General features: G+C 50.6%; 17 protein-coding genes. 3 read left to right on the top strand and 14 right to left on the bottom strand.

What is annotated here, in order from left to right; translation table 11 throughout:
* Complete coding sequence (locus tag QOX44_RS05670) at positions 1-549, bottom strand: GNAT family N-acetyltransferase (protein WP_283681990.1); 549 nt, start codon at positions 547-549, stop codon at positions 1-3.
* Between the two features lie 201 nt (positions 550-750).
* Here QOX44_RS05670 and QOX44_RS05665 point away from each other — a divergent pair, with 201 nt between their 5' ends.
* Complete coding sequence (locus tag QOX44_RS05665) at positions 751-1,578, top strand: MerR family transcriptional regulator (RefSeq protein WP_283681989.1); 828 nt, start codon at positions 751-753, stop codon at positions 1,576-1,578.
* 79 nt (positions 1,579-1,657) lie between these two features.
* Here the strand turns inward: QOX44_RS05665 and QOX44_RS05660 are convergent, their stop codons facing one another.
* Genes QOX44_RS05660 through QOX44_RS05640 form a run of 5 tightly spaced genes read right to left on the bottom strand, consistent with a single transcriptional unit; the run spans position 1,658 to position 4,473 of the window.
* On the bottom strand, positions 1,658-2,023 hold the full coding sequence (locus QOX44_RS05660; RefSeq protein WP_331488332.1) for a NifB/NifX family molybdenum-iron cluster-binding protein: 366 nt from the start codon (positions 2,021-2,023) through the stop codon (positions 1,658-1,660).
* Positions 2,024-2,052: 29 nt separating this feature from the next.
* Positions 2,053-2,922 (bottom strand): nucleotide-binding protein, encoded by an 870-nt coding sequence (locus QOX44_RS05655; protein ID WP_283681987.1) that lies wholly within the window; start codon positions 2,920-2,922, stop codon positions 2,053-2,055.
* A complete protein-coding gene (locus QOX44_RS05650) occupies positions 2,919-3,755 on the bottom strand; it encodes a 4Fe-4S binding protein (protein WP_283681985.1) in 837 nt (278 codons plus the stop codon). Before QOX44_RS05650 ends, QOX44_RS05655 begins: the two co-directional genes overlap by 4 nt.
* Positions 3,752-4,102 carry a NifB/NifX family molybdenum-iron cluster-binding protein gene (locus QOX44_RS05645; RefSeq protein ID WP_283681984.1) on the bottom strand — a complete coding sequence of 117 codons (351 nt, stop codon included), beginning with the start codon at positions 4,100-4,102 and terminating at the stop codon, positions 3,752-3,754. Before QOX44_RS05645 ends, QOX44_RS05650 begins: the two co-directional genes overlap by 4 nt.
* Positions 4,099-4,473, bottom strand: a complete 375-nt coding sequence (locus tag QOX44_RS05640; protein ID WP_283681981.1) for a DUF134 domain-containing protein — start codon at positions 4,471-4,473, stop codon at positions 4,099-4,101. The genes QOX44_RS05645 and QOX44_RS05640 overlap by 4 nt, the downstream gene beginning before the upstream one ends.
* A 205-nt stretch (positions 4,474-4,678) precedes the next feature.
* On the opposite strand from QOX44_RS05640, the gene QOX44_RS05635 reads away from it, so the two are divergent.
* Complete coding sequence (locus QOX44_RS05635) at positions 4,679-5,569, top strand: hypothetical protein (RefSeq protein WP_283681979.1); 891 nt, start codon at positions 4,679-4,681, stop codon at positions 5,567-5,569.
* Positions 5,570-5,654: 85 nt separating this feature from the next.
* Here the strand turns inward: QOX44_RS05635 and QOX44_RS05630 are convergent, their stop codons facing one another.
* The 8 genes from QOX44_RS05630 to mtaB form a co-directional block, all read right to left on the bottom strand.
* Complete coding sequence (locus tag QOX44_RS05630) at positions 5,655-6,896, bottom strand: peptidase U32 family protein (protein ID WP_283681978.1); 1,242 nt, start codon at positions 6,894-6,896, stop codon at positions 5,655-5,657.
* The gene (locus tag QOX44_RS05625) at positions 6,856-7,575 is read right to left on the bottom strand and encodes an O-methyltransferase (RefSeq protein WP_283681976.1); all 720 of its coding nucleotides are present in this window, start codon (positions 7,573-7,575) and stop codon (positions 6,856-6,858) included. Before QOX44_RS05625 ends, QOX44_RS05630 begins: the two co-directional genes overlap by 41 nt.
* A 1-nt stretch (position 7,576) precedes the next feature.
* Positions 7,577-7,933, bottom strand: coding sequence for a YlbF family regulator (locus QOX44_RS05620; RefSeq protein ID WP_283681974.1), 357 nt, complete (start codon positions 7,931-7,933; stop codon positions 7,577-7,579).
* A gap of 4 nt (positions 7,934-7,937) precedes the next feature.
* Positions 7,938-9,611, bottom strand: a complete 1,674-nt coding sequence (locus QOX44_RS05615) for a ribonuclease J (RefSeq protein WP_283681972.1) — start codon at positions 9,609-9,611, stop codon at positions 7,938-7,940.
* 86 nt (positions 9,612-9,697) lie between these two features.
* Complete coding sequence (locus tag QOX44_RS05610) at positions 9,698-9,961, bottom strand: DUF1292 domain-containing protein (RefSeq protein WP_283681970.1); 264 nt, start codon at positions 9,959-9,961, stop codon at positions 9,698-9,700.
* Positions 9,954-10,388, bottom strand: a complete 435-nt coding sequence (ruvX, locus tag QOX44_RS05605) for a Holliday junction resolvase RuvX (RefSeq protein WP_283682170.1) — start codon at positions 10,386-10,388, stop codon at positions 9,954-9,956. The genes QOX44_RS05610 and ruvX overlap by 8 nt, the downstream gene beginning before the upstream one ends.
* Positions 10,389-10,396: 8 nt before the next feature.
* Entirely contained in the window at positions 10,397-10,663 is a 267-nt protein-coding gene (locus tag QOX44_RS05600) for an IreB family regulatory phosphoprotein (protein ID WP_283681969.1), read from the bottom strand.
* 111 nt (positions 10,664-10,774) lie between these two features.
* Positions 10,775-12,091 (bottom strand): tRNA (N(6)-L-threonylcarbamoyladenosine(37)-C(2))-methylthiotransferase MtaB, encoded by a 1,317-nt coding sequence (gene mtaB / locus QOX44_RS05595; protein WP_283681967.1) that lies wholly within the window; start codon positions 12,089-12,091, stop codon positions 10,775-10,777.
* Between the two features lie 176 nt (positions 12,092-12,267).
* Between mtaB and QOX44_RS05590 the strand changes: the two genes are divergently transcribed.
* On the top strand, positions 12,268-12,498 hold the full coding sequence (locus QOX44_RS05590; protein WP_283681966.1) for an HPr family phosphocarrier protein: 231 nt from the start codon (positions 12,268-12,270) through the stop codon (positions 12,496-12,498).
* Positions 12,499-12,592 lie beyond the last annotated feature (94 nt).

Genomic DNA, 12,592 nt, shown 5'->3' with positions numbered 1-12,592 from the left:
TCATTCGCCTTCCTTCTTTGTGATCCTGATTCTCGAAAGCCGGAAAAACAGCCTTCCAAGCGCGTATTTCTGTAATCGCAGATACTCCCCGGGCGTGACAGAGCCTCCAGAAGTCATGATTTCCATCGCGCCGCTCTGCCCGTCTGTAAAAATCCCGGAAGACGCAAACCCGTTTTTCACATAAAATCTGCGGCGCGCGATCCTCTGCTGACAGTTTTCTGCCCGCGCATCCTCTTTTTCTATCAGCAGCACGATCTTTTTATCCGCAAATATCCTGCATACCTCCTGCAAAATCTCACTGCCCGTACCCCTGCTGCGGATCTTTCCCGATACGGCAAGATAATCGACCATCACCATGCTTTCGTACGGAATGACCGCCGTAAAGCCCAGAACCTGATCCCCCTCCACTGCAGTCAGCAGCTGTACCTTCCCGCGCCTTACGCCACGCCGCAGAGAAGAAAACGGTTTGCGCTCCCGCTTCGGAAATGCCTCCAGATAAATCTCTTTTACTTCCTCCCACTGCTCTTTTTGTATCTGTAATACTTTCATATAGATCCTCCTTGCAAATTCTGTCCTCTCTCTTTTCTTGCATCTTGTTTTTTCTTCTTACGTGGCGTATCATATACTGTACAGCAACTGTACAGTCAAGCAGTTTTTATCATATTTTTAATTTCACAGTTTTTTACAAAACGTAATCTACAGGGAATCTATCTCTTTTGCAGAAAACAGCAGAAATCAACAGAGGTATGTATGGCAGACGAAAAACGAAAAAAATATCTATACTCCACCGGAGAATTTGCAAAACAGAACAATATCAACAAACGGACGCTCCACTATTATAATGACATCGGGCTTTTCCGTCCGGAGGTGACCGATGAAAACGGATATCACTATTATAGCTGCTTCCAGACGATCCAGCTTGAGCTGATCCTGATCCTGCGCAAAATCGGACTCTCGCTCGAAGACATCAAAGCGTACACCGATCCGTCCTCCGAAACCTCCTTTACGGAGGTCATGCACGAAAAAAAGAAGCTGATCGACAGATCTATCGAACAGCTTCTCGAAGCAAAATCTTTTTTACAGCAAAAACTGGACAAACTGGAGCTCGGCCTGTCGGCCGTCCACGGAAAGATCGAAAGGATCACGCTCCCCGCTGCGCGCATCCTCCTCTCCGCACCCATTTCAGGCACATACGAAGAGGCAGATTTCTCTGTGGCCGCCGATTTTTCGCTGCGTCTGAAGCAATTATTCGGCCTTTACGACAACTTCGGAAGCCGGATTTCCACCGAACAGCTCACACTTGGGAACTTTGACCGCTACGACGCATTCTTTGCATACGGCCGCGAGGACGTCGCCGAATATGAAACGATCCGTCCGGCAGGTACCTATCTGCGCGCTTTCTGTTTTGGGGGCTGGGAGCGTCTTCGCGAAATCTACGAATCCATCCTCTCCTACGCCGACCGCCATCAGCTTGCGCTGACCGGATACGCCTACGAGGAGGGGCTAAATGAAATGTCGCTGAAAAAGGAGGAGGATTATATCACAATGATCACGGTTGGCATCAGAAGCCTCCAATAAGGAATGAAATACTGCCTTTTGCAGCAATTAAAAAACAGCCCCACTGCCGAAGCAATGAGGCCATTCTGATACGTTTTTTCTATTCGTGATGCTCTTTGCACTCGTCTGCGTGCTCATGATGGTGGCAGATCGAACCGGTGGAAACAAGCTCTCCGCGCAGATACGTCTCAACGGCTTCTCTCGCATCGCCCTGTATGCCGATGATGACTTCCACGCCGCGCTCGTTGAAGATATCCACGGCTCCGCCGCCCATGCCGCCGGAGATGATCACCTCAGCTCCGTTGTCTGCCAGGAAGTTCGGCAGAAATCCCGGACGGTGTCCCGGATTTGGAACGGACTTCTCAGCCGTGATCTTTCCGTCTGCTGTGTCAAAAAAGATAAAGTTCTCACAGTGTCCAAAATGTCCGGCAACTGCGTTGCCCATAGCTGCTACTGCAATTTTCATAATCGTTTTCTCCTTTCGATTTTGTTATGTTATTGGTAATCAAAAAGCAATTTGATTGCCGTATCATAGATATTTTTCAGCGCATCGCGCGCCGGACAGTCGGTCTGCGCAAGACTTCTGCCCTCATTTACGCATGCTGACGCGCTTTTATCATACGGGATCCTTCCCGCAAACGGCAGCCCCTCCTGCTCGCAAAAGCGCTCTATTTCCTGCGTACACGCGGGGCTGACATCCCATTTGTTTACGCAGACCGCAAGCCTGGCCTGAAACGTCTGCGCCGTCTTTACGAGCCGTTTGAGATCGCTGATACCGGAAAGACTCGGCTCCGCCACGACAAGCACGAGATCCATACCGCTCACTGACGCCATGACGGGACATCCGATGCCCGGCGAGCCGTCTATGATCGCAAGATCAGTATCCGGCGCATTTTTAAGCAGCGCCATCTTTACTTCTGTAACAAGCTTGCCGGAATTACCGCGTCCCATTTTCAGGGAAGCCGTCGAAAATACGGATTCCCCGGGATACAGCGCTCTCCTGCCTGCCACATCTGTGTGCAGCGAGACGGCATCCTGCGGACAGACGTATGCACAGACGCCGCAGCCCTCGCAGGCGTATTCGTTGACGCGGTACGTACCGTCTTCTTCTGTGAGTGCATCAAACCGGCAGTGCTGCTTACATAATCCGCATCCGACGCATCTGTCCGGATCAATCGCCGCCTTGTCGCCGCCCAGGAAATCGGTCACGACAGGCTCCGTCTTTGGCTTCGTCACAAGATGCAGGTTCGGAGCGTCTACGTCACAGTCCGCTACGGCTCTCGCCTGAGCGAAATCGACAAACGCTGCCGCTGTCGTCGTCTTTCCTGTACCGCCTTTTCCACTTAAAATCAGGAGCCGTTTCATCGCGCACCTCCGATCTGTCCTCTGATCTGCACAAGCAGATCTGAAAAGACTTCGCGTATTCCCGCATCCTTTTCCACTGCTATCTTGCCGTCTGCGGTCAGTGCCGCGATCTCCGGGTCATATGCGATCCTTGCAAGCACCGGAATATGCCCGCTTCTGCAAAACTCCTCAAGAGGCTCGTACGGCGCATCCTGCTTATTGATGAGCACGCCGCATTTTTTGTCAAGCAGCGTCACGAGTTCATACACCATCCTGAAATTGTGAAAGCCAAAGGCAGTTGGCTCTGCGATCAGTACACAGTAGTCCGCGTCCATGACACTCTCCATCACACTGCATGCGCTGCCTGGCGGACAGTCGATCACCGTCACGCCCTGCGCCCTCTGGAGCGCCGCCCGGATCACCGGTACGCCGGATGCCTCCCCCGGATTCAGGATACCGGTCACGACGTGCAGATCTTTGTACTGCCCCACCTCCAGTACGCCGACTGGCTTTTCCTTTTCTGTAATGGCACCCTCCGGACATACCAGGCTGCAGCCGCCGCAGCTGTGGCAGACCTCGGAAAATACCATCGGCTTTTCTCTGACGTACATCAGAGCATGAAAGCGGCAAAACTGTACGCATTTCTTGCAGCCGGTACATTTTTCACTGTCAAAATCCGGCAGCAGACAGGAGACCGTCGTCCCCGTCACCTTCTCAGGCTTTAAAAACAGCCGCCCGTTTGGCTCCTCCACATCACAGTCAATGTACGTGGCTTCTCCTGCCGCGGCAGCCAGGTTGACCGCAGCGAATGTCTTTCCTGCGCCGCCTTTCCCGCTTAAACACGCGATCCTCATTGTACGCCCTGATAGCCGCCGTGGAAATGCGTAAGCTCCTCAAGCTCACCCGCCTCCAGCGCGGCCAGATCATCCGCAGCGGCTTTCTTTGCGGATTTCCATATTTTGATGCCTGCCGCCTGAAATACCTCGGCGGCATTCTGCCCGCAGCGCACCGTGACCAGAGCGTCGATGCCGCTGTCTAAAAGAAACTGCGCCGCCTGTATCCCTGCGCCTCCCTGTGCGGATGACGCCGGATTCTCCACAACTATGTCCCTTCCATCCTCACAAAACAGAAAGTAAGGCGCACGCGCCAGCACAATACATACATCCTTCTGATTCTCATCTAATGGAACTGCAACTTTCACTCTTCCACCTCCATCGCTTCTCTTGGACAGCCGCACCGGTGCCTCCTGCAGCCGCCGCAGCCGTAATATGCTTCATCCCCATCGCAGATCTGATAATCTCCTCCCTCGATCCGCAGGGGACGTCCCTCTACCAGCACCGCCGCCAGCTTTTTTCTGGCAGAATTGTAAATCATCTGGACCGTCGTCCTTGCCACCTGCATATACGTGCTGCACTCCTCCTGCGAAAACCCCTGCTGATCGATCAGGCGGATGGCTTCATACTCATCCACTGTCATGATCACAGCTGCTGCGCAGGGGCCTCCGCCTGTCGGATGAAACTCCCTGATCTGCGGAAGCTCACATACCTTTCTGCATTTTCTCGGTCTCGGCAAAAGCTTCACCTCCCGGACAATCCCTTTTCTTTTACAGCTTCAGTATACGTCTGTTATTGTCATATGTCAATAACTTTTTTTGTCATATGTCAAAAATATTTTTTAATATTTCATTCCAAACTTCCCGCATTCATGATACACTATAACTATGAGGTCAGGCATCTTTTTGCCTTACCATCTGGCTCATACAAAGGGAGGGGTACAAATGAAAAACTCAAAAGCAACAAACCAGCCGCGGATCCTGCGATCCATCACCCGCACACTGCCACTGTGGCTTCTGCTCTTTTGCCTGCTGCTGACAGGAAAAACCACTGCGAAGGCTGCCACGCTCGATAACAAGGTATACCTGCGCGGAAACTACGCAACACTCTACCGGGATGTGGACGGTGACGGTGATACCGAAAAGGTTCAGCTAAAAGCCGCATCGCTAAACGACTATTTTTACAAAAATTTCCGTATATACATAGACGGAAAGCTTGCGCTGAAAAAGAATATCAAAGGAGTCAGCGGACTGTCCTTTCGGTATATGTCCTGTTCTCCAAAGAAAAATTATCTCCAGATCATCGCAACAATGGACGGCGGCTTTATGTACATCAATAAGCTCTACGCATTCTCCAATGGAAAGCTCGTTGAGGCTGCCGACCTGGGAAGCGCAGACAATATGATGGCTGAGGTCATCGGCATCAGCAGCAAGGGGCTCTCTGTCAGGTTTTCTGTTCAGCCCTACGATACCGGCCGCGTAGAATGGACCTTTGAATACCGCATAAAAGGCAGGAAATTAAAACGCACCAGCAACACTGCTCCTGTGAAAAGCGCACTGGGGGATTTCTATTACGGTGACAGAGATACCAAAAATTTTAAAAAGAACAAATTTACCACTGTAAGAGGACGTACTTATTACAAGGCTGCAGGTCAAAGCCAGCGTGCATTTCGCACGAAAAAAGGGGACGTTGTAAAAATGCAGAACGTAAAGATCATTGGCAAAAAAATGTATATAAGCTTTAAGAAGGGCAAAAAGACCGGATGGACAGAGGTAAAAGGCTATACACCTGGCGGCGAATGGTACCGTGGTGTTGGCAAGAGACTGGCCGGATAACAAAAAAGACTGTGAAAAATCACAGAACCCAATCAATGATGATCGGAGATTCGGAGATTTTTCGCAGTCTCTTTTTATTTCTGTATTAATGGCTTTTTGGTTCCTGCCTTCTGAGTATATCATACCTCTGCGCCTGCCCCTGGAGATCGACCCAGAGCTTCTGCTTTGGATGCGGCGCGCTCTCCATCGCATTTCCCTCTTCATCACAGATCGCTGCGACCTGGACAAGAAGATCCCTGCCGTCTGGCTTCATAATCTCAATTTTCTCTCCAACGGAAAATTTGTTCCGCTGCTCGATACAGCAAAAGCCATCCTCGCGCGTCTCGCCGACCGTACCCAGATAGGTATATTCCTTTACATAGGTGTTGCTGTCGTATATCTGAGACTCTTCGTTCGGCTTCCCATAGAAAAATCCCGTGGTGAACTGACGGTAGGTACAGTTTGAGATCTGATCGCGGTACCATTCCATATGCTCCTGATACTGCCCCGGATCTCTTTGATAATCGTCGAGCGCTTTTCGATAGGTCCTCGCTACTGTCGCAACATAGAGCGCCGTTTTCATACGCCCTTCTACCTTCAGACTGTCGATGCCGGCTGCGATCAGATCAGGGATATGCTCGATCATGCAAAGATCCCTGGAATTAAAAATATAAGTCCCTCGCTCGTTCTCCTCGACCGGCATATACTCTCCCGGCCGTGTTTCCTCAACAACCGCATATTTCCAGCGGCACGGATGCGTACACGCGCCCCGGTTTGCATCTCTGCCGGTAAAATAATTACTCAGCAGACACCTCCCGGAATAGGAAATACACATAGCTCCATGTACAAAGCTTTCAATTTCCATGTCAGCCGGAATACTGTCACGGATCTCTCGGATCTCGGCAAGAGACAGCTCCCGGGCGGAAACGACCCGCTTCGCCCCAAGCTCCCACCAGAAACGGTAGGTAGCAAGGTTTGTATTATTTGCCTGTGTACTGATATGGCGCTCGATCTCCGGGCAGACCTCCTTTGCGATCATAAACACGCCCGGATCTGCAATGATCAGCGCATCCGGCTGCGGATCCATCCCTCGAAGCTCTTCGAAATACGCCCGCACTCCATCCAGATCGCTGTTATGCGCAAGGATATTCGCGGTCACATAAACCTTTACGCCATGCTCATGCGCAAACCGTATGCCCTGTGCCATCTCTTCCATTGAAAAGTTTTTTGCTTTTGCGCGCAGCCCAAATGCTTCGCCGCCGATATAAACAGCATCTGCTCCAAATATCACGGCTGTCCTGAGCACCTCAAGGCTGCTCGCCGGTATCAATAATTCCGGGTGTCTCATACGTTTCCTTTCCTCTGCTTTCAAAACGGATCTCTTCTGCCTGTTTTACAGTGACGGCCGCCCCGTCTCCGACCGGAAGGATCGAAGTCAGGAGCCCTTCTGTGTGCTTTAATACGTACAGATATTCCCGCATCCGTTTGTAGATCGTACGGTTGCGGCGTTCCACAGCATAGTGCGACTCAATAATATCCCCGTCCTGCAGTACATTGTCAGAAACCAGCACGCCGCCAGTCCTCAGCAGGCGAAGCGCCTCAGGAAGAAAATGAATATACTGTCCCTTCGCCGCATCCATGAAGATCATGTCATACGTTCCGGAAAGCTCCTTCATCACCTCCAGCGCGTCCCCCTCTATCAGAGTAATGCGTCCCTCCATACCGGATGCTGCAAAATTCTTCCTTGCCTGCGGGATCCGCTTTTCGTATTTTTCTATTGTCGTGATCTCGCAGTCCGCATCTGTGTTCTGAGCCATAAGGATCGCAGAAAACCCCACTGCCGTCCCGACCTCAAGGATCCGCTTCGGTCTGTGGATCGCCAGCAGTGTTTTCAAAAAGCTCTGCATACTCTGCCGGATGAGCGGAACGCCGTCTGCAAGCGCTTCCTGCTCCAGCCCGTCAAGAAAGCTGCCGTTTCCACGATCCAGTGAATTCAGGTAAACTGCCATTCTCTCCTGAATGATCATTCTACAAACCAATCCTCTCTGCGATCTCGTCAATATCCAGATCGACTGCTTTTATAATATCAACCGCCGTCTTTTGCAGCAGACGGCAGACAGCCAGCTCCGTATGGAGGAATTCATATACAAGAGGATTTTTTTTGAATTTTTCTCCCTCCCGGCACAGTCTTTGCTGTTCCTCATACTGGTCTATCGGCTCCTGCGAATTCTGTACTGCAAAGACGCCCAGTCGAAACTCATTTACCTCCCTGCGCAGCTGCGGCTCTGTGCGAAGCTTCTCGCGCGCCGCACAAAAGCCTGTATACTCGCTGCTTTGCTGTATCGCCCGGATCAGCTCTTGCGTACACTGCTCTACTCTGTCCATACCCTTACTCAACTTCCATAATGATCGGCAGGATCATCGGACGGCGCTTGGTACGCTTCCACAGAAAGTCGCTGAGCGAATCCCGTATGGAATTTTTGATCTTAGACCAGTCTGTGATGTGGTGGGCATTGCAGTAAGCCATGGCATCCTCCACACAGTTGCGCGCCTCATCCATCAGATCCTCTGCCTCACGCACATAAACAAAGCCTCTTGAAACAATATCCGGTCCCGCCAGAATATGTCCGGTATACTTCTCCAGCGTAAGCACTGCGATGACAATACCGTCCTCTGCCAGATGCTGTCTGTCCCGCAGTACGATATTTCCGACGTCGCCTACGCCAAGACCGTCCACAAGGATCGTCCCTGTCTGGACGTGTCCTGTCACCTTCGCCATATCCTCGTTCATTTCCAGCACATCGCCGGCCTTCAGGATATGAATATGATCCTTTGCAATGCCAAGCCCCTGTGCCAGCTCTGCCTGCGCCTTGAGATGACGATATTCCCCGTGCACCGGAACTGCATACTTCGGCTTTACCAGAGAATACATCAGCTTGATCTCCTCCTGGCAGGCATGTCCTGATGTATGGGCATTCTGGAAAATAACATTTGCCCCCTTCATGGACAGTTCGTTGATCACCTTGGATACTGCCTTTTCATTTCCCGGGATCGGGTTGGAACTGAAGATGACCGTATCTCCGGGCTTGATGGAGATCTTTTTATGCATATTTGCCGCCATGCGGGAAAGCGCCGCCATAGACTCGCCCTGGCTTCCCGTCGTGATCAGCACCATCTGCTCATCCGGGTAATTCTTCATCTGCTCCAGCTCGATCAGCGTATTGTCCGGGATGTTCAGATAGCCCAGCTCTGACGCAGTCTGGATGATATTGACCATGCTCCGTCCCTCTACGACTACCTTACGTCCATGCTTGTAGGCCGAATTGATGATCTGCTGCACACGGTCCACATTCGAAGCAAAGGTCGCAATGATAATACGCCTGTTGCTGTTTTCATCAAAAAGATGGTCGAAAGTCCGTCCGACGGTACGCTCGGAAGCTGTAAAGCCCGGACGCTCGGCATTTGTACTGTCGCACATCAGAGCCAGCACGCCCTTTTTCCCGATCTCTGCAAAGCGCTGCAGATCGATCGCATCGCCGAATACCGGCGTGTAATCCACCTTAAAGTCTCCTGTGTGCACGACAATCCCTGCCGGAGAATATATCGCCAGAGCGACTGCATCCTGGATACTGTGGTTTGTCTTGATAAATTCAATACGGAATTCACCCAGATTGATCGACTGCCCCGGCTTTACGACCTTGCGCTTTGTCGAACGCATCAGATTATGCTCCGTCAGCTTGCGCTCGATCAGTCCCATCGTCAGCTTTGTCGCATACAGCGGCACGTTCATTTCCTTCAAAATATAGGGAAGCGCACCGATGTGGTCCTCATGCCCATGTGTGAATACGATTCCCTTCACCCGGTCAATATTTTCCTTTAAATAGGTCACGTCCGGGATCACGAGATCAATGCCAAGCATATCGTCCTCCGGAAACGCCAGACCGCAGTCTACCACTACAATGCTGTTGTTGAATTCAAATGCCGTCATATTCATACCGATCAGGCCAAGTCCTCCGATCGGTATCACCTTCAGATTTTCTGTACTAGTTACTTTTTTCTTCAATCTGCACCTCCATACCAATAACGGAATACACCTGCATTTCGTTAAACTAAGTTAAATCCTGTTTTTATTTTTCTTTTGCTATTTCCTCAGAGCTCAATATCCACGTCCTCTAAAAGCTCTGCAAAAATCCTGGACACCGCTTCCAGCTCCCCGTCATCTTCTACAAACACATAGCTTGCCTCAGCGTCTCCGTCTTCTGATGTATCTTTTAAAATATACGCCTCCGCCTCATCTTCCTGCGACTCTGTCACAAGGAGATAAGAGACTCCCGCGATCCTTGTTTCTTCCAATACAAAGAACCCGACCGTTTCTGTTTCTCCGACCGGGGTAAATTCGATCTTCTTATTCATGTTCTGTCCTCGCCCGGCTGTCCAGATATCCCTGCAGGATATATACAGCCGCTATCATATCTACGTATTCTTTGCGGTCCTCCCGGCGAACTCCGCTCTCTATCAGCGTACGGTTCGCTGCCACCGTAGTCAGACGCTCGTCCCACATGATGACAGGAAGACCCGTCCTTCTTTCCAGCATCTCTTTAAACGCCAGCGATTTTTCCGCCCGCTCTCCGACCGTATTATTCATGTTTTTCGGGTAACCTAAAACAATACAGGTCACCTCGTATTCCTTCACAAGCTCCTCGATCCTGGCAAGTGTCCTGCGAAGCTTATTTTCTGATGTACGCCTGATGATCTCTACGCCCTGCGCAGTAAGTCCCAGAGGGTCGCTCACCGCTACCCCCACTGTCTTAGAGCCGAAATCAAGTCCCATAATGCGGATCTTCTGTGTCACTGCTGCCATGATTTATTCTTGATGTATTCCCGGAGCAGCTCCTCTACCAGCTCATCACGCTCCACCTTCATAATCATACTGCGCGCATTCTTATGACTCGTGATATATGTCGGATCACCGGACATAATGTATCCCACGATCTGGTTGACCGGATTGTAGCCTTTCTCTGCCATTGCATTGTACACAACGTCAAGCACCAGCTTTACACGAACCTCCGGATCTGTATTAAAATTAAAATACTGTGTGTTATTAATGTCTGCCATACTTCTCACGTCCTTATATCTACCGTATCTTCTTGTAAACCTATTCTAATATAACTCCCAACATATTGCAATCTTTTTCGGACAATCGTTTCCGACATATATTTACTGCCATCATCCTTCGCTTTCGCGTTCCAGCAAAAATACGTGTGCGTCGATCTCCCTGCCAAGGCGGCCAAAGAGCCGTACATTTTCGTAATCCTCATCTGCCGGAACAGCGGCCTTCATATATTCCTTCGTATATCCGATAAAGTACTGCGCTCCATTTATCTGCTGCTTTTCCTCGAAAAGCACTTCTTTTTGCCTGCCTGCGTGAAGCTGCTCAAACCTGCGCCGGTTCTCCTCCCCAAGCGCGATCAGAGATTCACTGCGCTCACTCTTTATCTGCTCTGCAATCTGATCCGGCATAGCTGCCGCACGTGTACCGTGCCGCTTTGAATACTTAAAAATATGCGTCTCATACAGGCACAGCTCCTCGAGAAAGGCTTTTGTCTCCTCAAACTCCTCCTGTGTCTCTCCCGGAAATCCTACGATCACATCTGTCGTGATCGCCGGATCCGTAAAATGGGACCGCAAAATCCTGCACTTTTCCCGGAACTCATCTGCAGTATAGCGGCGGTTCATACGGATCAGTGTCTGCGTGCAGCCGCTTTGCAGAGACAGATGGAAGTGCGGACACAGCTTTGGCAGTCCGGCAAGCGTCTGTGCAAAAGCTTCCGTAATGATCCCGGGTTCCAGAGAACCCAGACGTATCCGGCTGATCCCTTCTGTCTCATGCACCATCTGGATCAGCTCCAGAAGCGACGTCCCCAGATCCGTTCCGTAGGAGCTCAGATGGATCCCGGTCAGCACGACCTCCTGGCATCCATTTGACGCAAGAGCCTGTACCTCCCTTTGCACATCATCCATCGCCCGGCTCCTGACACGTCCTCTCGCATACGGGATAATGCAGTAGCTGCAGAACTGATTGCAGCCATCCTGCACCTTTATATACGCACGCGTATGCTCCTGTGTTCTGGAAACAAAGAGCTGTTCATATTCCTTTGTGTGGTTGATATCTATCTTCTCTGATCCTCTTGCCTCGTCAAATTCAGCAAGCGCCCGGATCAGGTCTTTTTTGCAGTTATTTCCCAGCACGATGTCGATCATCGGATCATCCTCCACCGGGTTCTGCGCGGTCTGCACATAGCAGCCGGCTGCCACCACCACTGCCTGTGGATTCATTTTTCTCGCCCTGTGCAGCATCTGCCGGGACTTCCGGTCAGCTATATTGGTCACTGTGCATGTATTGATCACGTAAACATCTGCTCCCGGCGCAAAAGGTACGATCTCGTAGCCGGCTTCCTCCAGCATCTGGCGCATCGCCTCTGTCTCATATGCGTTTACCTTGCAGCCCAGATTGTGCAGCGCCGCCTTTCTTGTTTTATTCATGTAACCTCCATATTTCACAATTGAATCTCACCGCCTGCGCGTTCGTGTGCTCTGCCTGCCATTTATTACGAAACAAACCACCTGATCTTTGGCGGTTTGCATCTTGACTTTTGATTCCCTAACCGTTAAGATTGTGTTGTAAACAACCAAACAACGCTCAGGAGGGTATGATAATTATGAAAACAGTTCAGATTTCTTTAAATTCAATTGATAAAGTAAAATCTTTTGTGAACGATATCACAAAATTCAACAATGATTTTGATCTCGTCTCCGGAAGATACGTAATCGATGCAAAATCCATCATGGGTATCTTCAGCCTCGATCTTTCCAAGGCAATTGATCTGAATATCCATGCAGAGGACAACATTGATGAGATCATGGAAATCCTCTCCCCGTACATGATCTGAACGCAGACGTGCGCAAAACAGCATATTCCATGCATGTCATACATACTGCATACGGATCCAAACCACAGCTTTGCCGACAGGTGTTCCGGCAAAG

The sequence above is a fragment of the Parablautia sp. Marseille-Q6255 genome (assembly GCF_951230155.1).
GTDB lineage: Bacteria > Bacillota > Clostridia > Lachnospirales > Lachnospiraceae > Choladousia.
Note: the sequence above shows the minus strand (reverse complement) of the source record. Positions and strands in the feature narration are given on the sequence as shown.

Coding starts and splice junctions, on each gene's coding strand:
- QOX44_RS05670 (WP_283681990.1), bottom strand. CDS start 549: ATGAAAGTATTACAGATACAAAAAGAGCAGTGGGAGGAAGTAAAAGAG.
- QOX44_RS05665 (WP_283681989.1), top strand. CDS start 751: ATGGCAGACGAAAAACGAAAAAAATATCTATACTCCACCGGAGAATTT.
- QOX44_RS05660 (WP_331488332.1), bottom strand. CDS start 2,023: ATGAAAATTGCAGTAGCAGCTATGGGCAACGCAGTTGCCGGACATTTT.
- QOX44_RS05655 (WP_283681987.1), bottom strand. CDS start 2,922: ATGAAACGGCTCCTGATTTTAAGTGGAAAAGGCGGTACAGGAAAGACG.
- QOX44_RS05650 (WP_283681985.1), bottom strand. CDS start 3,755: ATGAGGATCGCGTGTTTAAGCGGGAAAGGCGGCGCAGGAAAGACATTC.
- QOX44_RS05635 (WP_283681979.1), top strand. CDS start 4,679: ATGAAAAACTCAAAAGCAACAAACCAGCCGCGGATCCTGCGATCCATC.
- QOX44_RS05630 (WP_283681978.1), bottom strand. CDS start 6,896: ATGAGACACCCGGAATTATTGATACCGGCGAGCAGCCTTGAGGTGCTC.
- QOX44_RS05625 (WP_283681976.1), bottom strand. CDS start 7,575: ATGATCATTCAGGAGAGAATGGCAGTTTACCTGAATTCACTGGATCGT.
- QOX44_RS05620 (WP_283681974.1), bottom strand. CDS start 7,933: ATGGACAGAGTAGAGCAGTGTACGCAAGAGCTGATCCGGGCGATACAG.
- QOX44_RS05610 (WP_283681970.1), bottom strand. CDS start 9,961: ATGAATAAGAAGATCGAATTTACCCCGGTCGGAGAAACAGAAACGGTC.
- QOX44_RS05600 (WP_283681969.1), bottom strand. CDS start 10,663: ATGGCAGACATTAATAACACACAGTATTTTAATTTTAATACAGATCCG.
- mtaB (WP_283681967.1), bottom strand. CDS start 12,091: ATGAATAAAACAAGAAAGGCGGCGCTGCACAATCTGGGCTGCAAGGTA.
- QOX44_RS05590 (WP_283681966.1), top strand. CDS start 12,268: ATGAAAACAGTTCAGATTTCTTTAAATTCAATTGATAAAGTAAAATCT.